Source organism: Blautia sp. 1033sp1_1033st1_G9_1033SCRN_220408, from assembly GCF_040929965.1.
Classification (GTDB): domain Bacteria; phylum Bacillota; class Clostridia; order Lachnospirales; family Lachnospiraceae; genus Blautia_A; species Blautia_A ammoniilytica.
Genome location: NZ_JBFKZO010000009.1, coordinates 27093 through 46621, shown reverse-complemented (window position 1 = coordinate 46621; position 19529 = coordinate 27093). Strand labels below are relative to the sequence as shown.

Sequence of the window (19529 nt, the reverse complement as noted above, 5' to 3'; positions counted from 1 at the left end):
GGCCTGTTTTTAACGGTTATACAGTTCTAAAAGCCTGTCTGCTTCATTATGTATATCAAAATGAGCAGCCACCAGTCTTTTTTTTGTTATTTGTGGTTCTTCCCTGCCACACCCCTTGTAAGACAGCACTTTTGCTGCCCAGGCTGTATCACTGTTCTCAAGGCTAAGACAGCATACCCTTTCTTCATCCAGAACCACCTCTCTTGTAATCCTGTCTGAAATCACACAGGGCAGTCCATTGGCCTGTGCTTCCACAAGAGTAAAGGGAAGCCCCTCAAACAGAGATGGAAAAAGGAACACATCCATAGCACAAAGACAATCTTCCACATCTGACCGCACGCCTGCAAAGACAATCTGCTTCTCAAGCTGATACTCTCTGGCCTTTTCACGGATCTTTGGAAGAAGCTCTCCTTCTCCCACCAGTAAAAGCCTTACATCTGGCTCCATTTCCTGAATCTGCCTGAAAATCTCAAGAATCCTTTCATGATTCTTCTGAAGCTGAAATCTCCCTACATGGCCGATTACAAAACCATCTGTAAGTCCTAGTTTTGCCCTGGCTGCTTTTCGTTTCTCTTCAGAGAACAGAAAACGTTCTACGTCAATCGCATTGGAAAGCAAAACCACTTGTCCCTGTTCATAAGCCTGATCTCCAAACAGCCATCTTCCGGCCTTTTCACCACAAGCAGCCAGCACATCCGCATACCGGCTGATCTTAGGTCTGTTCCACTGATCCAGTATCCTGCGCAGCATCCCCGGTGCAGAAGCATTATGGGAATGTGCGATCACCTTGCCCACGCCTGCCTCTTTTGCCAGACGAAGGGGAAGGATATTGGCCGCGGAAAGCATATTTACATGCACCACGTCATATCTGCCCTCTGCAAGGATTTCCTTCATGGCTTTTACATAGCCGAAATAATCTTTTTTTATATTTGGCACCAGAAAAACCTGTCCACCCAAAGATAGTATCTCCTGATGAAAGGCAATCTCTCCATACATGGAAACGAAGTCAAACCGGATCCCCTTTAAGGAAAGCTGCCGGTAATAATTCATTACAAAGGCTTCCACTCCGCCTGGGTTATTCCCCATGCCTATCTGTAATACTTTCATACAAAACTCCTGCTTATTTTCCTGATCAGGCCATCATAGCCGGTATATTTCTTCAATGCATTGATCACCACACTAAGTACAAGAGAGATCAATAGGATTGCCAGCGGCACAAGTGCAAAATACTTTAAAGACCACAGATAGGACTTCAGGTAATCTCTCACAAAGGTATGTACAAGCCAGATATTTAAAGAATGCTTGCCAAGGAAGCCAAGCAGCCTTTTAAGACCGGGGATCCGAAACACATATTCCTTAAGGAAAAGGATCAGGATAAATGGGATCAATGCAAACTGGTATTCCCAGCAATAGGAAAAGGGCAGAAGCCGATAGCTTTGATATCCCCACAAAACCAGTGCTGCAAGCAGCACAAACTTCAAAAATCCGCCTGCATACCTGCTGCCAAAAGGAACCCAGCTATGAAACCTGGCAAACACGTCCTTCTTGCAGCATACCATTCCCACAACCAGTGCCATTAAAAAAGACAAAGGAGATCTGCCTCCCTGAAAGCCAATATTAAGAAGTCTTGGCAGAAGAAAAACAAGACCAATGCAGGTCAGGCCGCCCATTTTCAGGATTACTTGTCCCAGAACCGGCACCAAAATGATAAAGGTAATGGCTGCTCCCATATACCACCAGGCTCCATTTACACTTTTGCTACCAAGAATCTCAGAAAGCCCAAGCGCATCTGTCAGGATCCCCGCAGTCTTCTCCCAAAGGGTAGTCCCCCATTTGCCATAGGAAAAGCCATTTCTGACTCCGTACACAAGATAGGCAGGAACAACAAGAAACCAGTAGCCTGAACAGGTACTGAACAGATGCCTTTTTACAAAGGCACTGTCAGAAATCCGGTTATCAGGATTCTGGTTTCTTAAATATCCATACATTAGTCCGTATCCTGATACAAAAGCAAAAATACAGACGCAGATTTTCATATAAAGGGCCAGATGAATCACATTCTCTGCTGTAAACGGTGTAAAAAGGATCTCATATCCTGCAAACTTCTTCTCTGTGCGGTAGCAATGATGGAATACCATCATCAAAATAGCAATCCCCTTTAATGCAGCAGAATCTTCTTTTTTTAACCCTTCTCCCATATTCCCTCCATACTTTGACCATCAAACAGTGACCTCAGATCAGCCTCCGATCATCTGTTCATACTGTTCGGAAATCGTATCAATATCTCCATAGGATACTACTTTTCCTTTTTCAAGGATAATGGCCTTATTGCAAAGGCGCTTTACCTGCTCCAGGGAGTGGGATACAAAAAGCACCGTCACTCCTGAATCAAACATGCTTAATATCTTATTCTCGCTTTTCTTACGGAACTTGGCATCTCCTACTGAAAGCACCTCATCCAGGATCAGGATCTTAGGAGATACCACTGTAGCAATAGCAAAACCAAGCCTGGATTTCATACCAGATGAATAATTCTTCACAGGTACATCCATAAAGTTTTTCAGCTCTGAGAAGTCTACGATCTCCTGATATTTTTCCTGGATAAAAGCTTTGGAATATCCCAGCATTGCACCATACAGGAAAATATTCTCCTGACCTGTATACTGAGGATCAAAGCCTGCTCCCAGTTCCAGAAGCGGAACGATCTTCCCATTTTTTGTCACAGTCCCTTCTGTAGGCTTAAACACTCCTGAAATCACCTTTAAAAGGGTACTTTTCCCTGCTCCGTTCAATCCAAGGATCCCTACCCGGTCTCCTTTATTCACAGTAAAGGTAACATCCTTCAAAGCCCAGAATTCATTGTACTGGATCTGGCCTTTGATCATCTTTATTACATAATCCTTCAGGCTGTCTACTTTTTCTTTGCTAAGGTTAAATTTCATGCTTACGTGATCTACAATGATCGCCGGTTTATCACTCATCTTCTCTTACTCCTTACCTCTTAAATATGAAGAATAAAATCGTCCTGCTTTTTCTTGAAGCATACAAGGCCGATCACCAGGCATAAAAGACTGAATGCTGTTGTATACATCAGATAATGCATATTGATAGGCTTTCCAAACACAGAATCCCTGAAGATCTTGATGATCCCGTAAAGAGGATTGTATTTCAGGATCCAGAACCATCCGCTCTTCAGAAGCTTCTCAGGATAATAGAAAATGGCACAGGTATACATGATGATCATCAGCACAACAGACCATAAATACTCCATATCCCTGAAGAATACGCCAATGGTAGCAAGGATCATACCGCATCCATAGGAAAGGATCAGAACCAGAATCAGTGCGATAGGTGCCTGAAGCAGATAGATAGTAGGCTTGATCCCAAGAACAATGCTTACTGCAGCCAGTACGATCAAAGAGATCAAGAATATAATATAGTTAAAAATAACTGTTGATAAGGGGTACAGGTACTTAGGCACATATACCTTCTTGATCATGGCTGAATTGGCACGTATGGACTTCAGTGCTGACTTGGTAGCTGTGGAATAATAGCTGTAGATCAGACGCCCTGTCAGAATATAAACAGGGAAGGTTTTGTCTGTATTGCCATACAGAGTACCAAATACAATGGTCAGAACGATCATGGTAAGCAGCGGCTCCAGAAGAGACCACACAATACCAAGATACGAACGCCGGTATTTCAGTTTGATTCCTTTTTTTACAAGCTCACTTAACAGAAATTTGTACTGTATAAGATTGTCGATGTATTTCTTCATTTTTACTTTGCTCCATCTTATGTCTTTTTTGGTTTCCTGAACCGTCATAGTATTGTAGCATATTATCAGACTGGTTGCAACGGTTGTAAAAAGCGGCTATCTGTCCTTTCCCAGGGCAAGCCGGTTCATCTGGGTTGCCAGATAGCCTGCACCGTATCCATTATCAATATTCACTACAGCAATACCGTTAGCGCAGGAATTGATCATAGTAAGAAGTGCAGACAGGCCATGGAAATTCGCTCCATATCCTACAGAGGTAGGCACAGCGATCACAGGTCTGCATACCAGACCGCCCATCACACTTGCAAGTGCCCCTTCCATCCCGGCCACAGCTACTACACAGTTCGCCTTCTGTATCATATCCATTTTTGAAAAAAGCCGGTGCATCCCACTGACCCCTACATCATAGATCCGATCCACATAGGTTCCGAAAAACTCTGCGGTCTGGGCAGCTTCTTCTGCCACAGAAATATCAGCAGTACCTGCTGTGCACACAGCTACCCGGCCTTCGTGAAGCTTATCCGGCTTTTCAATCTTCAGGATCCGGGAAACCGGGTCATACTGTACCTGAGGAAGCCTTTCCCTTACCAGCAGATACTGTTTCTCACTGGCTCGTGTGCCAAGCACCTGCCCTTCTTCCTGATACAGTCTTTCGTATATGTTCAGCAGATGTTCATCTGCCTTGTTACTGCAATATACCACCTCTGCAAAGCCTGTACGGGCCTTCCGCCCTGTGTCCAACTTTGCATAATCCATTTCCTTATATCCATCCTGTTTTAAGATCCGCTGGGCATCTTCCAGAGAAAGCGTACCCTCCTGGACCTGCTTCAGTATTTCTGTTAATGTCATTCTATCTATCCCTTCATGTTCCGGCAAAATCTTATGCTTTCCTGTCTTACGAACCATATGATACGTATTTCTATTCACATAAATCAGCTTGTGAACAACAGTTTATAAATTCCTGTGAACAGTAATCATTATACATATTCCATGTCTGTTGTTCAATAAAAAAAATGGGAACTGCCACAGTATATCTTACCAGACAGCTCCCGGTTTTCAAGAATGCCGAGGCATTCTTGCTGCGAGGTGCGCGTCATGCAATTGCATGACATACTTCTCCTGCGCACCTCTGCAATCCTGCCGGAGGCTATATCAGCTGGGGGATTGACTCCCAGCTGATATAAATTGTATATATTATGATGTTACTTTACTGCTGCTTTTCTGTCACCAAGAAATCCGATAGATGTTTTGCAGATCAGCTTATCAAAGATCATAAACATAGCCGGCAGAACAAACAGAACAACGATCATACTAATAATGGCTCCACGTGCAAGCAGTGTGCAGATAGACCCGATCATCTCAACCTGAGAATAACAGGATACTCCAAAGGTGGCAGCAAAGAAGCTCAGTCCACTGCTGATGATAGACGGCATGCTGGTCTTATGAGCGATGCTGATGGATTCCATTTTGTCCTTACCACGCTGACGTTCCCTCTGATAACGGGTGGTCATCAGGATCGCATAGTCAACTGTAGCTCCCAGCTGAATCGCACCGATCACAATACTTGCCACAAACGGAAGGCTGACGCCCTGGTAGAACGGAATCGCCATATTGATCATAATAGCAAATTCGATCACTGCTACCAAAATGATTGGCAGGGAAATGGACTTAAACAGGAACATAATGATCAGGAAAATAGCTCCAATAGAGATTACATTTACCCTTACCAGGTCTGCATCTGTAGTATCCTGAAGGTCTTTCATAAGAGGTGCCTCTCCGATCACCATACCACTCTTGTCATAACTTTTCACGATCTTGTCAATGGCTTTGATCTGTGCATTTACCTCATCTGTAGCAGAACCATATTCGGAGCAGATAAATGCAAGCTCATAATCTTTTCCCTTGAAGATTTTCTTAATATCTTCAGGGATCATAGAATCCGGTATGGTAGGACCGATCAGGGAATTCATGCTGATGCTCCACTTCACACCATCCACTTGATCGATTTCATTCAGCATTTTCTGTTTTTCTTTGGAATCCATGTTCTTATCCATCATGATCATATGGATATTACTCATGTCAAAAACATTCTTCAGCTCATCGTTAGCCACATTGCTGTCCAATGTAGCTGGAAGGGATTCAGCAATATTGTAATAAATCTTTGTATGATTGTTTCCGTAAATTGCAGGTAATAAAAGCACCAGAAATACCAGGATCCATGCTTTATAATGCTTTGTAATAAATGCAGACGGCTTATCCATCTTTGCCAGCAAAAGCTTATGCTGTGTCTTCTCAATTGGCTTATCAAAGAAAAGCACCAGGGCAGGAAGAATAGTCACACAGCAGATAACACCGATCACAACGCCCTTTGCCATAACAATACCCAGATCACGGCCCAGGGCAAAGGTCATAACACACAGGGCTATAAAGCCTGCCACTGTAGTTACAGAGCTTCCGGCTACAGACTTGAAGGTATTGGCAATGGCATGACCCATGGCACGATTCTTATCTTCCGGAAATCTCTTTTTATTTTCCTCATAACTGTTTAGAAGGAAAATAGAATAATCCATTGTTACACCAAGCTGAAGGACAGCTGTCAGTGCCTGTGTAATATAGGAAGTTTCTCCAAAAATGATATTGCTTCCCAGGTTATACAAAATAGCAAGCCCGATACTAAGCAGGAACAGGAACGGAACCACAAAGGATCCGGATGTAAGCTCCAATACCACCAAACTAAGCACAGCTGCGATCACCACGTAGATCGGCAGTTCCTTCATGGCAATATTCTTAATATCCGTAACAACACCTGTCATACCACTGATAAAGCACTGCTTATTGGCAAGCTTCCGAAGCTCTGTCAGTGCATCCATGGCCTCATCCGATGATGTGGTATTATCAAACAACACCAGCATCATGGTTGCGTCTCCCTTGAAAAAGGCTTCTCTAAGATCCTGAGGAATCATCTCCACCGGCAGGCTGATATCTGCCACATCATCATACCAGAGAACATCTTTCACATGCTCTACCTGACTGAATTCATCTTCCAGTTTCTGAATATCCTTCATCTCCATGTTTTCCACAACTACCATGGAAAAAGCACCCATTCCGAATTCATCCACCATGATATCCTGCCCCTTCACTGTCTCCAGTGTCTCCGGCAGATAACTGAGCAGGTCGTAGTTGACCCTTGTCTTCGCAATTCCGATCATAGACGGGAATACAAGCAACAGCCCGATCAGCAGAACAAGTACTTTATGTTTGGCTATCCACTTTCCTACTTTGACCATTTATGTCATCTCCTTAACGATTTTCTTCGTTGAATAGTATAGCGCAAAATGACCAATAGTCAATATTATTTTTTTAAAAAATGAAAAATAGTCATTTTTTTAAAATCCAATGGCAATTCCAATCATTCTTACAACAAAAGCCACAATCCATGCGATCACACACTGTCCAACCACAACTCCTGCTGCCCATCGTGTTCCCAATTCCCTTTTAATAGAGGCTATGGCAGCCACACATGGCGTATACAAAAGGCAGAAAACAAGCAGACTGGCTGCTCCCAGCGGATTCAGTATCTCAGCCAGAGATGCTGTTTTACCAAACAGCACAGACAGCGTAGATACCACACTTTCCTTTGCCATAAAGCCTGTGATCAATGCGGTTGAAATCCTCCAGTCCCCAAATCCGAGAGGTGCAAACAATGGTGCAATATAGCCAGAAACCACAGCCAGAATACTGTTTCTGGAGTCTGTTACCAGGTTCAGGTGCAGATCAAAGGTCTGTAAAAACCAGATCACAATGGTTGCAACAAAAATAACTGTGAAAGCTCTCTGAAGAAAATCCTTGGCTTTGTCCCAAAGAAGATGGCCTACATTCTTAGCTCCTGGCATCCGGTAGTTAGGAAGTTCCATTACAAAAGGAACCGCTTCTCCTTTGAACATGGTTTTCCCAAAAAGCAGCGCCATAATGATTCCTATAAAAATACCCCCAAAATACAAAAGGATCATTACAAGTGCGGCGTACTGTTTGAAAAAAGCAGCTGCAAAAAAAGCATAAATCGGAAGCTTTGCAGAACAACTCATAAAAGGCGTAAGCAATATGGTCATCTTCCTGTCTCGTTCTGAGGGAAGTGTTCTGCTGGCCATTACACCTGGAACCGTACATCCAAATCCGATCAGCATAGGCACAATGCTTCGCCCGGAAAGCCCAATCTTACGAAGAAGCTTATCCATAACAAAAGCAACCCTTGCCATATATCCGCTATCTTCAAGCAATGATAAAAACAAAAACAAAGTGACAATGATCGGAAGAAAGCTTAAAACACTTCCAACACCATTAAATATGCCGTCAATGATCAAAGAATGAAGCACCTTATTAACATTCCATGCCTCAAGTCCATGATCTACCATAGTTGTTAAACTGGTAATACCCATATCCAGAAGATCGGACAGTCCTTTGCCGATCACACCAAAGGTGAGCCAGAACACCAGCCCCATGATACCGGCAAAGCAGGGAAGTGCAGTATATTTTCCGGTAAGTATCCTGTCTATTTTTTCACTTCTTAAGTGTTCTTTACTCTCCCTGGGTCTTACAACCGTCTCATCACATACATTTTCTATAAAGTCAAAGCGCATATGTGCGATCGCTGCTGCCCTGTCCAGCCCTCTTTCACTTTCCATCTGTGAAACAATATGCTCAAGAGCATCTTTTTCATTTTCATCAAGCTGCAGTCTTTCCAGTATGATCGGGTCTCCCTCAGCCAGCTTGCTTGCTGCAAAACGAAGGGGGATTTGTGTCCGTTCCGCATGATCTTCGATCAGATGCATGACTGAATGCAGGCATCTGTGTACAGCACCGCCATCTTCATTTGCATCACAAAAATCCATCCGTCTTGGCCGTTCCTGATACTTTGCCACATGGATAGCATGGCTGATCAATTCATTGATTCCTTCATTCTTGGCCGCTGAGATGGGCACTACCGGAATTCCCAGCATTTCCTCCATCTGGTTCACAAGTATGGAACCCCCATTTTCCCTTACTTCATCCATCATATTCAGTGCAAGCACCATAGGAATATTTAACTCCATCAGCTGCATGGTAAGATAAAGATTTCGCTCTATGTTGGTTGCATCTACAATATTGATGATTCCTTTTGGATGCTCATCCAACACAAAATTTCTTGTTACGATCTCCTCACTGGAATAAGGGGACATGGAATAAATTCCTGGAAGATCCGTCACAAGTGTATTCTCATTTCCACGGATCACACCATCCTTACGGTCAACTGTCACCCCTGGAAAATTGCCCACATGCTGATTAGAACCTGTCAGCTGATTAAATAAAGTTGTTTTTCCGCAGTTCTGGTTACCCACAAGGGCAAAGGTCAGCTTCTCCCCTTCAGGAAGCGGTGTTTCTTCTTTTTTGCTGTGAAACTTTCCACCTTCCCCAAGTCCGGGGTGAGGAATCGCTTTCTTTCGTTTATTAGGCGGTGCAGCTTTTGCATCCCGTACATTTTCCACAATGATCTTCTGTGCATCTGCCAGACGCAAGGTTAATTCATAGCTATGTATCCTTAATTCCACAGGATCTCCCATGGGAGCATATTTCACCATGGTAACGTCAGCCTGTGGTATCAGGCCCATATCCAGAAAATGCTGTCGTAAAGCCCCATCTCCTCCTACGGACTGTACAGTAGCTGTTTTTCCAATAGGTAAGTCCTTTAATGTCATATTGCATTTCCTCTTTTCATACTTGATAATTTTTATCATTTGCAGTTTTTAGTGTAAGTCCCATCAAACCATTTGTCAACTACATCCATTTCTTCTTTTGCCAAAATCATGATTACACGGATTGTTCCGTGCTTTGCACTCCCACAATCCTTCCCTCTATTCGCATATTGCGGGATTAACATCCCATTTTTATGCTCATATCGTGGCGTGTCCTTTATTGATAAAAATAATTGACAGCTCTCATCTTTTTTGCTATGGTATGGATACAATTAATTCCTGTGAGGGAGTGTTATTTTACCCATATACAACTTTTGCACTGTATATGGGATTTTTTATGAGTAAATCTATCATTAAACAAAGGAGATACTGATATGGAATGGAATTTACTATTTGTTTTTAACAGCGTACTGCTGGGAGTCGGACTGGCCATGGATGCCTTTTCTGTTTCCCTTGCCAATGGTCTGGCAGAGCCGGACATGAAGCCTGGCAAAATGCTTACCATAGCCGGTGTATTCGCAGGCTTTCAGGCTCTGATGCCTATGACCGGATGGATCTGCGTACACACAATTGCCAATTACTTCCAGTCTTTCCGTAAATTTATTCCCTGGATTGCTTTGATCCTTCTGGTGATCATTGGAGGGCAGCTTCTGATCAGTGGTATACGGCCAGATGATTCTGAGCATCCCCATACCGGAGTTGGCCTTAAGGCTTTGCTGGTTCAAGGTGTAGCTACTTCCATTGATGCACTTTCTGTTGGCTTTACCATTTCCGATTATGGCTGGGTCATGGCACTGGTCTGTTCCCTGATCATCGCTGCCGTCACATTCATGATCTGTATGGGCGGTCTGAAGCTTGGTAAGAAATTCGGTACAAAGCTTGCCGGAAAAGCAGAGATACTTGGCGGCATCATCCTGATCGCCATAGGTGTGGAGATCTTCCTCAGCAATATGTTTTAGAACGTAAAATCCCTGGAGCCGATAGGATATATCAGGCTCCAGGGGTTTTACTATTTCAGATGATTTCTTTGATCTTTTATTTTGATTTTATTTTAATTTTACTTTAATCTTAATAGATGCTTTCTTCCCATCGCCACGGACTGTGATCCAGGCAGTTCCTGCTTTTTTAGCAGTTACTTTTCCATTCTTATCAACAGTAACAACCTTGGTATTAGAAGACTTCCATTTCAGATCTGTAGTGGCTTTCTTTGGTTTCACAGTTACCTTCAGGAACTGCATACTGCCCTTTTTCAAAGTCATTGATTTCTTTGCAAATTTCAGCTTTGTAACTTTCTTTGCATATTTTCCAACAATAACCGTAACCTTCTTGGTAAGCTTTCCTGCTTTTACTGTGATCACAGCTTTTCCTGCTTTTTTAGCGGTTACTTTTCCGTTTTTATCAACAGTTGCAACAGATTTTTTGGAGGACTTATATGTTACCTTATCCGTTGTATTGGATGGTGCAACGATCACGCCAATGGTATCTGATTTCTTGACTTTCAGATACATGGTGGATGTATTGACCGTCAGTTTCTTGGCTGCTACAGTTACAGGCTTTGGTGCCTCTGTTGGCTGCGGTACTGCAGTAGGCTGTGGCGCAGCAGTAGGCTCTACTGTTGGTGTTGGTGTGGCGGTTGGAGTCGGCTGCGGAGTATCGATCTTCTGGATACCTTCTGTAAGGAAAGTAAGCTGACGGTCAAACCATTTGCTGTCCCTGGTATTATGAGAGGAATAAGCGATTTCCTGATCCAGTGCTGAAACAGCCAGAGAATAGGTATACCATGGTCCCATTTCAACCTTATCTCCGTTATTCACTGCAATTTCTTTTTCATAATAGTGAGACCATGCAGCCTCACCAGCTGCCGCTGCCTCCTCTTTTGTTCCTGCATACATGTAATCATAGCCTTTTCCGTGAAGAGAAATCTCTGCTATCATCTTTCCGTTTTCCACTTTAAGGACACAGCTATTATTGATCACATTAAACATTTTGTTGTTATTGATCACCTTTACAAGGTATGTACCGTCTTCCAGAATTACCGGTGCTTTTTCCTTAACCTGGATCTGTGCATAAGGCAGCACAATGCTTTCCACATTTTCATTTGTAACTGTTTTTATCACATAGGTACCAGGTGTGCCGATCTTAAAGCTTACCTTACCCTGTGCATCTGTTTTTGCTTCACCTGTTACTTCTTCGCCTGTTTCAGCATTTGCAAGTGTGATATCATACCCTTCTGCAGGTGTAAATTCATTCTTACCTACTGTTCTGCTGATATCTTTATCCATGTAATAGGAATCGCCGGTAAGAGTAAGAGTAAATTCCTCATTCTGGTTTACCGTGATCTCCTGCTGTTCAAACTGCAGGTATGCTGGATTTGCCACCGTTGTTGCTGAAAAAACGGAAAGCACATCTCCTTCTTTCAGCCTGCACATTCTTGGATCACTTGCCACATATTTTCCATTTACACGGAATCCAACAAAGTTTTTAAAGCTCTTCTGTCCCAAAAGGAAGCCTGTACCGGCGCCTCTGCTTCCGCACATCAGATATTGGGTTGGATTTGCAATATATTCCTCTCCAAACAGTTCCTTATGCAGATCAACCAGTGCATCGATCACGGTTGCACGTTTTTCCATATCACTTGACTTGTTGTAATTATCTTTTCTTTTAGAATCGGTAGGCGTCACCTTAGAAGCATCATCTGCTGTTACGTTCATAGCCATTTTTACAGGCGCTTCCCCTGGATTCTTATTTACAAAAACTGTAATATTTATGCTCTCTGCATTTTCATTCTGGCTAAGGCCTGATACAACCGACTGAAGAGCATCCTTTGCATTTTCATAATCATCGTCTGCCGCATTTTCCTTTGTATATACTTCTTCAGCCGCTTGAATGGCTGCATCCAGTGTTTCTTTACTTCCTGCTGCCCACTGTCCGGCACCATCCCCTTCTGTCATTTCATCAGAAAGCTCCTTTGCAGTTGCAATGGCATCCTCAAGAAGGGCTTTTTCAGTTTCCTTGCTTAACACACCTTCCAGTTCAACCGGACCTTCTGTTCCGGCTGCCGTCCAGTTTGCGGTTGCACTCTGATAGTTGTCAGCAGCAAATGTATAAGTATATGCCACAGTTTCCACCATCGGATAGGTACCGTCCTCTGATGGCTCCACAGTAAATGTCTCTCCGTTTTTCTTATAGGTAACAGACAGAACCTTTGGATTTACAACTGCCAGATGTCCGGATTTTGCCCGGATCTTAATAGAAGCCTGGTAGTTTTTCAGTGCTGTAAGGGTTACAACAATCTCCTGATCCTCCAAAGGTTTGATAAATTTTGATCTTACTACCTGATAGCCTTCTGCAGTTACTCCATAAAAATAAGTGCAATTATCCCATAAGGTATAGCTTCCATCCTCTGCAGGAGTTTCATTTGTTACTGTAAGCACTGCATCCGGAACTTCCTTGCCTTCTGCATCTACGATCTTAAAGGTAACCTTATGCTTGCTGTCTGCCTCTGCAGTCAGGGAAAGATCAACTGTTTCATCAAAGGCAGCAGTAAAGGAAGTCTGCTTTGCAGCAGCATCCCCCTTTGTGCCTGCTGCAATATAGCCTTCGCTTTGTGCCTGAACAGTATATTTCTGTCCGGATTTCAGCTGATAGATGCCTTCTGTACCTGTCACTTCTTCCTTGGTGGTATTGTTTGTGACTGTGATCTGAGCTTCCGGAATCACCTCACCAGTCTTACTGTTTACTGCGCGGAAAGTCACCTGACAGGTATCGGGTTTTGCTGCAAACACAAGCCTGTAGGTGTACTCAGCCAGAGGCTGTGCACTGTTATCATTGATGGCTGCATCCTCCACAGAAGGGTCATACAGCTTCAGCGTGGCAGTTACCTGCTGCTCCTGGGTTCTCTTTGATGTATCCAGAGAATACGTCTGGGATTTTGCTGGCTGCTGTTTAACAGTAGATTTAAAAATGCTCCAGTCTGAGAAGAACCATCCGCTCTTATACTCTTTTGCACTTGGTCTTTTTAGGCTGATGCCAGAAACAGCACTCTTGTAGCTATTGTAATATGCAACATGATAGGTGCTTCCATCTTTTGTAACTCCGCCTGTTGTTGAAATCACATCATCCACATAATTCCTGTAAAGGAATTTTGCAGCCTCAGCAGCCTGGTCCGGTGCCTGAACTTCATCGCTTACCTTGGTTACTGAAGAAGAAAGGATCTTCACATAATGGTCTGTCCAGGTTTTATCTGTTTTTCGGGCAGCTACCTGGAACAGGGTATCCAGTTTATCTACCGCCAACGGCCAGAAAATATGCTTTGTACCATCCTCCGATGGTCTGTAAGCGATCAGCTTATCATCCTTTTCATTGACTGCATCCAGTGCATCCCCCACATACAGTCTGTCATAATCCCCGTTTTTCAGTGTGACAACTGCATCAATCTCTCCATCCTTTACAAGCAGGGTGCAGGCTTCTGCCGGAAATCCGCTATCTGCCTTTACAGCTGCCTGGTAGGTACCATCCTCCAGTCTGTCCGGAGCTGGCGTTACCATAGGCACATTCAGCTTAATATGAATGGTATAAGTAATATCATGAGCAGCTGTCATTGCCACAGTAGTTCCTGTGATCTCCATATCCTGGTTGAGAACTGCAGGAACCTGAAAAACAGATCCTGTATATTCTGTACCTGAAACCGGCAGATACTCATCTCCATCTACAACCAGTTTATTATAGCTGCTGCTGGAAAAAACCACTGTTGCAGTTACTTTTCCTCTTGTAATGGTCACCTTCGGGCAGGTAATCGTAACTTTTCCTGAACCGCCTTGGAAAGTAAAGGATTCTGGAGTATAGGTTCCGTCCTGATATTTTTCTGCAGAACTGGCAGCCAGCAGAAGGTCATCCTGTACATATTCCTCTGTATTACCATCTGTCAACTCGAAAGACGCATCCCCGGTATCCGGATCAGAAGGTTCTTCACCGCTGGTAAATACATCCTCCACTTCGCCCAGGTCATCTTGACCCTGCACATCTGAAACATCAGCGTCAGATTCCTCCTCGTCCACATCCTGAATATCCAGAACATTCTGTGCCTCTGCATCTGCTGAAAATTCCTCTGCTGCAAATGCAGGAGATATAGATGTTACGGTCATTGCTCCTGTTAGCAAAAGTGCTAAAAGAGCATTTGACTTTTTCCTCATTGCTACTTCCTCCTTTGATAAAATTAGGTACTCGCTGCTTGTAGAGGCAGGAGTCCGCTTACATCGGATATACACGTTTCTGTGCTTTGCGTGGAATTTTAGTGAAATAGGAACATTACAAAGTAATCTCCTCTTACACACAAAAAAGCCTGCTTTCATTTGAAAACAGACTTCCTTCAATCCTTAATCTTTCTCTGTGGTATTTAAGCTGCAATAGGGGATTTATTGCAATACAAAAATACTTGTACCAGGGCGCATAAAAATCCCCCTGCCACCTTTTGATCTGATTATTTGGGTGAAAGTGCTTTCATCGGAAGCTTTTCATCGGATATTTCCAGCAGGTTTCCTGGCTTGCAGTTCATCGCTTTGCCCCCTTCTCAGACTGTCGTCCAATGGATTTACTGGCATTGCTCCCTGCTTACAGTGACCGGATCGCTCAGGATTTCCACCTGATTCTCTTTTACCCTTCACAGTTAATCTGCGTAGGCACTGAAAACATATATATTCATCTCATATGATAGCAACTTCTAACCAAAAATCAAGTCATAAAACCAAATTTTATACATAAATCTATGATCAATTAAAGTGTAAGTAATTACATTTACACTTTGTAAACAATGGATGGATCCTGTACAATGCTGAATCCCATACCGTATACTCCCGGGCCGGTGTGGCTACCTACACTGAAGGACAAATGATCGTAATAAACCTGTACCTCAGGGAACATCTCCTGGAGCATAGCCTGCCATTCTCTGGACTCTTCCAGACTCAGACCTGACCCTGCTGCCCCGATCCTTACATATTTAGGATCGATCCCTGGAAAACGTTTTTCCAGATCCTCTTTCAGTGCCTTCAGCATGATGGCTTTTGCCTTCTTCATGCCTCGTGTTTTGGCAAAGGCATCCAGCTTCTCTCCCTGAATCGTAAGTACCGGCTTGATATGAAACACAGTACCAAGAGCAGCAGCTGCAGGCGTGATCCTGCCTCCCTTTTTCAGATATTTCAGATCATCAACTGCAAGAAAAATGCTGGAATCATAGGCTCTTTTTTCCAGATCCTCACGGATCTCTCTGGCAGATCTGCCCTCGTTTGCCATATGCAGTGCTTCCATTACAGCAATACGCATAGTAACAGAAATACGATGGTTATCTGCTACCTGTACCTTTCCCTGAAAATCCTCTGCAAGTCCAATGGCAGTAGCACAGGAACTGCTTAAACCACTGGACATGGGAATATGGATGATCTCATCATAGCCCTTAGACAGGATCTGCTTCCACATATCCATCACATCACCAGGGGAAGGCTGGGATGTAGATACATCATGACCTTCTATAAGACTTTCATAAAAAAAGCGTTGCTCCAGATTGATTCCTTCATAATATGTTTGTTCGTCAATGATCACCGGCATAGGAAGTAAAAATATCCCCAGCCTGTCTGCTTCTTCTTTAGTGATACCGCTGTTACTGTCTGTCATTACGGCAGTTTTCATACCTTAAGCTCCCTTCCAAAACCCTTCTGCTCTCTCCACCAGGAAGACTACTCTTCTCTAAGGAGTAAGTTATCATTAGGTTTAACTTCTCATCTAACATCTTGCAAATTTTCCTGCATTCGATATAATCAAAATAATCCTAACCGTTCAGTACCTTGCAATTACCTATCAGGAAAATGCATTCCAAAACACCTTCGGTGCTGGCTTTTGATTACAAATAATCACATGTGACGAATTGTAACACTTTCCAAATAAAGATTCAATTCTTTTTTTCAAACTGTGACAATGTAAGGAGATTTGTTCATGAATATCCATAAAAAGAACCCATCCAACTTATTAGCGCGGAAGTGTATTGCAGCTGCCCTTAGTCAGCTTCTGAAAGAAAAGAGTTTTTCTTCCATCACGGTTTCCGAACTTACCAAGAAAGCTGGTGTTTCCAGAATGACCTATTACCGGAATTACTCTTCCAAGGAAGATATTTTTGAGGCCTACCTGGAGGATGCCCTGATCTTCTATGATAAAGATATCCAAGCCCTTCCCATTAAGGGAAATTACTATGATGTATCCAATCTGACCCATTATTTTACCTACGTTAAAAAACACCATGAATTTCTGGACAATCTTTTCAAATGCGGATATGGTCACCTTTTCCTGAATGCCATTGATCAATATGTGATGTATCGCTGGAAGAAAGAGGATGACAGCCTGGACCATATTTACAGACTTCATGCTTTCAGCGGTGCACTTTACAATTCCTACATCCACTGGTCTTTGGGTGGTGCCAGAGAATCTCCTGAAGAAATGGCAAAGGCACTTCGCCTTGTATTCGCAGACACATAAGGCTGATCCTGCCCCTTTTCACTTGAAAATTCACTGTCCCTGGCGTATAATAGCGGTCAGATAATCATAAAGGAAAAGACTGCTGCCACACAGATCTTTGGCAGAAAATATTATAAAAAGGAGATTTCCATGAAAAATTATCTTATTGTGTTTCTGATTTCCATGCTTCCCCTGATCGAGCTTCGAGGTGCCATTCCTTATGCTGTTGGATTTGGTCTTCCTCTTGTGCCATCCTACATCATTGCAATTATCGGGAACATGCTTCCTGTGCCATTTATTTATCTGTTTGCCCGTAAGATCCTGATCTGGGGAAAGGATAAACCAGTGATCGGTAAGTTTTTCACTTTTTGCCTTGAAAAAGGTGAAAAAGGCGGGAAAAAGCTTCAGGAAAAAGCTGGAAGAGGACTTTTTATTGCGCTTATGCTTTTCGTAGGCATCCCACTTCCTGGTACAGGTGCATGGACCGGTACCCTTGCAGCCAGTCTTCTTGACATGGATTTTAAATCCAGTATTCTGGCAGTTATGCTGGGTGTATTGATTGCAAGTGTGATCATGGGTGCTGCCAGTGCCGGTCTGTTTGGTGCTGCAGGTGCTATTTTCAGTTAAGAACAGAGACTATAAATATTTTGCTACTATATATAAGAAAGGATGTATCACAAATGAAAGTTTTACTTTTAAATGGCAGTCCAAGAAAAGAAGGCTGTACTTACACCGCACTTTGTGAAGTAGCCGACGTTTTAAATGCAAATGGCATTGAAACAGAGATTTTCCAGGCTGGAGATCCTTCCCAGGAAAACGTAAAAGCTGCTGCTCAGAAATTAAAAGAATCCGATGGACTTGTAGTTGGCTCCCCAGTATATTGGGCTTCCCCAAGCGGACAGATCATCCAGTTTATGGATAAGCTTTGCTCCCTTGCAGGCAAAGATCTGCTGTTCAAGCCTGCTGCAGCTGTTGCATCTGCCAGAAGAGCCGGCACCACCGCTACCCTGGACGTACTGCTGAAATATTTCTCCTATCACCAAATGCCAGTGGTTTCTTCCAATTATTGGCCTATGGTTCACGGCAATACCCCGGATGAAGTACGTAAAGATGCAGAAGGTCTTCAGATCATGCGTAATCTGGGTCAGAATATGACCTGGCTTTTAAATTGTATTGAGGCAGGCAAAAAAGCAGGGATCCACCACCCGGAAACAGAAAAGAAGATAATGACCAACTTTATCCGATAATGTGATCTGCATATCAGCAAAGATCCATATACCAGGTATTTGAAAAAAGGGAATGTTGTATGCACACAACCTTCCCTTTCTTTTCATATTTATAACTGTTCTGTACATTTACTATATTTTCCGGACAGTTACCCACATTTTTCTACAGGAGAGTTCCCATATGAAAATTATCTTAAAAAACATCACCAAAACCTTTCCTTCCAGATCACGCCGCGTCCATACTCCGGTTACTGCTGTGGATCATTTCAGCTTTGAGATTCCGGACGGACAGCTGATCGGACTTTTAGGACCTTCCGGCTGCGGCAAAAGCACTACCCTGAATATGATCTGCGGACTGGAAACACCTACAGAAGGACAGATTTTTTTCGGAGATCAGGATGTGACCAGCCTGCCTCCTGAAAACCGTGGTGTAGGCATGGTCTTTCAGAACTATGCCCTTTACCCACATCTTACCGTACTGCAGAATATTCTCTTTCCCCTTCAGAATCTGAAAGGAAAAAACAAGCTGTCCAAGCAGGAAATGTTAAATCGTGCCCAGGAAGCTGCACGTCTGGTACAGATCCAGGAATTGATGGACCGTAAGCCAGGAGAGCTGTCCGGTGGGCAGCAGCAAAGGGTTGCCATTGCCCGGGCACTTGTAAAAATGCCTCATGTCCTTCTTCTAGATGAGCCCCTTTCCAACCTTGATGCCCGTCTCCGTCTCCAGACAAGAGAAGAGATCCGCAAGATCCAGAAGGCTACAAAGATCACCACTGTTTTCGTTACCCATGATCAGGAAGAAGCCATGAGCATTTCTGACTGTATCGTAGTAATGAAAGATGGCCTTGTGCAGCAGACCGGCAAGCCTCAGCAGGTATACGATGACCCCTGCAATCTTTTTGTTGCCAGATTTCTCGGAACTCCTCAGATCAATGTATTTAAGGGCTTCAGCAAAGACGGAGGCATTTATCTGAATGATCAGAAAATCCTTTCTGCAAAGAACCTGCCGGATCAGGAGCTATATATAGGGATCCGGCCGGAAGGATTTACCCTCAGGGAGGATGGACCTCTCTCCTGCCAGCTTTCGGGAATAGAAGTGATGGGCAGAGATATCAGTGTGGTATCCACACATCCGGCCTGTGAAAATCAGGCCATCCGATCCATTATCAGTGCAGAAAACAAGGTGGATCTTTCTTCTTCTGTGGTTCATTTTGCATTAAAACCAGGCAAGGTCTTTCTGTTTGACCGGGCGACCGACGCGCGGATCCCTGCAGATCTGGCATGACAGGAGGCAGC

The 19529-nt window shown here is 43.5% G+C and carries 14 protein-coding genes and 1 riboswitch; of the genes, 5 read left to right on the top strand and 9 right to left on the bottom strand.

The window, feature by feature from the left end; translation table 11 throughout:
* Window positions 1–9: 9 nt before the first annotated feature.
* The 7 genes from AB5916_RS08600 to feoB form a co-directional block, all read right to left on the bottom strand.
* Entirely contained in the window at window positions 10–1107 is a 1098-nt protein-coding gene (locus AB5916_RS08600; RefSeq protein ID WP_368190333.1) for a glycosyltransferase family 1 protein, read from the bottom strand.
* The gene (locus tag AB5916_RS08595; protein WP_368190331.1) at window positions 1104–2198 is read right to left on the bottom strand and encodes an acyltransferase family protein; all 1095 of its coding nucleotides are present in this window, start codon (window positions 2196–2198) and stop codon (window positions 1104–1106) included. Before AB5916_RS08595 ends, AB5916_RS08600 begins: the two co-directional genes overlap by 4 nt.
* Window positions 2199–2237: 39 nt before the next feature.
* On the bottom strand, window positions 2238–2981 hold the full coding sequence (locus AB5916_RS08590) for an ABC transporter ATP-binding protein (RefSeq protein ID WP_158421967.1): 744 nt from the start codon (window positions 2979–2981) through the stop codon (window positions 2238–2240).
* 20 nt (window positions 2982–3001) lie between these two features.
* Window positions 3002–3778 (bottom strand): ABC transporter permease, encoded by a 777-nt coding sequence (locus tag AB5916_RS08585; RefSeq protein WP_368190329.1) that lies wholly within the window; start codon window positions 3776–3778, stop codon window positions 3002–3004.
* A gap of 96 nt (window positions 3779–3874) precedes the next feature.
* The gene (gene larB, locus AB5916_RS08580) at window positions 3875–4627 is read right to left on the bottom strand and encodes a nickel pincer cofactor biosynthesis protein LarB (protein ID WP_158421986.1); all 753 of its coding nucleotides are present in this window, start codon (window positions 4625–4627) and stop codon (window positions 3875–3877) included.
* Between the two features lie 353 nt (window positions 4628–4980).
* A complete protein-coding gene (locus tag AB5916_RS08575; protein ID WP_368190327.1) occupies window positions 4981–7065 on the bottom strand; it encodes an RND family transporter in 2085 nt (694 codons plus the stop codon).
* A gap of 99 nt (window positions 7066–7164) precedes the next feature.
* Window positions 7165–9510 (bottom strand): ferrous iron transport protein B, encoded by a 2346-nt coding sequence (feoB, locus tag AB5916_RS08570; RefSeq protein WP_368190325.1) that lies wholly within the window; start codon window positions 9508–9510, stop codon window positions 7165–7167.
* Between the two features lie 371 nt (window positions 9511–9881).
* On the opposite strand from feoB, the gene AB5916_RS08565 reads away from it, so the two are divergent.
* Complete coding sequence (locus AB5916_RS08565) at window positions 9882–10466, top strand: manganese efflux pump MntP family protein (RefSeq protein WP_368190324.1); 585 nt, start codon at window positions 9882–9884, stop codon at window positions 10464–10466.
* 87 nt (window positions 10467–10553) lie between these two features.
* On the opposite strand, the gene AB5916_RS08560 is transcribed toward AB5916_RS08565, so the two are convergent.
* Both AB5916_RS08560 and AB5916_RS08555 read right to left on the bottom strand, forming a co-directional pair.
* A complete protein-coding gene (locus tag AB5916_RS08560) occupies window positions 10554–14699 on the bottom strand; it encodes an Ig-like domain-containing protein (RefSeq protein WP_368190322.1) in 4146 nt (1381 codons plus the stop codon).
* Between the two features lie 318 nt (window positions 14700–15017).
* A riboswitch (cobalamin riboswitch) is annotated at window positions 15018–15208 on the bottom strand.
* A 92-nt stretch (window positions 15209–15300) separates the two neighbouring features.
* Window positions 15301–16188, bottom strand: coding sequence for a DegV family protein (locus AB5916_RS08555; RefSeq protein WP_368190320.1), 888 nt, complete (start codon window positions 16186–16188; stop codon window positions 15301–15303).
* Between the two features lie 303 nt (window positions 16189–16491).
* On the opposite strand from AB5916_RS08555, the gene AB5916_RS08550 reads away from it, so the two are divergent.
* The 4 genes from AB5916_RS08550 to AB5916_RS08535 all read left to right on the top strand — a co-directional run bounded on the left by AB5916_RS08550 (window position 16492) and on the right by AB5916_RS08535 (window position 19518).
* Window positions 16492–17028: a TetR/AcrR family transcriptional regulator gene (locus tag AB5916_RS08550; RefSeq protein WP_173727689.1), complete on the top strand. Its 537-nt coding sequence runs from the start codon at window positions 16492–16494 to the stop codon at window positions 17026–17028.
* Window positions 17029–17157: 129 nt separating this feature from the next.
* A complete protein-coding gene (locus AB5916_RS08545; RefSeq protein ID WP_368190318.1) occupies window positions 17158–17634 on the top strand; it encodes a COG2426 family protein in 477 nt (158 codons plus the stop codon).
* Between the two features lie 53 nt (window positions 17635–17687).
* The gene (locus AB5916_RS08540) at window positions 17688–18254 is read left to right on the top strand and encodes a flavodoxin family protein (protein WP_368190316.1); all 567 of its coding nucleotides are present in this window, start codon (window positions 17688–17690) and stop codon (window positions 18252–18254) included.
* A gap of 160 nt (window positions 18255–18414) precedes the next feature.
* Complete coding sequence (locus AB5916_RS08535) at window positions 18415–19518, top strand: ABC transporter ATP-binding protein (RefSeq protein ID WP_368190314.1); 1104 nt, start codon at window positions 18415–18417, stop codon at window positions 19516–19518.
* Window positions 19519–19529: the final 11 nt, after the last annotated feature.

Excerpts from the sequence above, each read along its gene's own strand:
- AB5916_RS08535 (WP_368190314.1), top strand. The coding sequence starts at position 18,415 with ATGAAAATTATCTTAAAAAACATCACCAAAACCTTTCCTTCCAGATCA.
- feoB (WP_368190325.1), bottom strand. The coding sequence starts at position 9,510 with ATGACATTAAAGGACTTACCTATTGGAAAAACAGCTACTGTACAGTCC.
- AB5916_RS08600 (WP_368190333.1), bottom strand. The coding sequence starts at position 1,107 with ATGAAAGTATTACAGATAGGCATGGGGAATAACCCAGGCGGAGTGGAA.
- larB (WP_158421986.1), bottom strand. The coding sequence starts at position 4,627 with ATGACATTAACAGAAATACTGAAGCAGGTCCAGGAGGGTACGCTTTCT.
- AB5916_RS08545 (WP_368190318.1), top strand. The coding sequence starts at position 17,158 with ATGAAAAATTATCTTATTGTGTTTCTGATTTCCATGCTTCCCCTGATC.
- AB5916_RS08555 (WP_368190320.1), bottom strand. The coding sequence starts at position 16,188 with ATGAAAACTGCCGTAATGACAGACAGTAACAGCGGTATCACTAAAGAA.
- AB5916_RS08540 (WP_368190316.1), top strand. The coding sequence starts at position 17,688 with ATGAAAGTTTTACTTTTAAATGGCAGTCCAAGAAAAGAAGGCTGTACT.
- AB5916_RS08550 (WP_173727689.1), top strand. The coding sequence starts at position 16,492 with ATGAATATCCATAAAAAGAACCCATCCAACTTATTAGCGCGGAAGTGT.
- AB5916_RS08585 (WP_368190329.1), bottom strand. The coding sequence starts at position 3,778 with ATGAAGAAATACATCGACAATCTTATACAGTACAAATTTCTGTTAAGT.
- AB5916_RS08565 (WP_368190324.1), top strand. The coding sequence starts at position 9,882 with ATGGAATGGAATTTACTATTTGTTTTTAACAGCGTACTGCTGGGAGTC.
- AB5916_RS08560 (WP_368190322.1), bottom strand. The coding sequence starts at position 14,699 with ATGAGGAAAAAGTCAAATGCTCTTTTAGCACTTTTGCTAACAGGAGCA.
- AB5916_RS08575 (WP_368190327.1), bottom strand. The coding sequence starts at position 7,065 with ATGGTCAAAGTAGGAAAGTGGATAGCCAAACATAAAGTACTTGTTCTG.
- AB5916_RS08590 (WP_158421967.1), bottom strand. The coding sequence starts at position 2,981 with ATGAGTGATAAACCGGCGATCATTGTAGATCACGTAAGCATGAAATTT.
- AB5916_RS08595 (WP_368190331.1), bottom strand. The coding sequence starts at position 2,198 with ATGGGAGAAGGGTTAAAAAAAGAAGATTCTGCTGCATTAAAGGGGATT.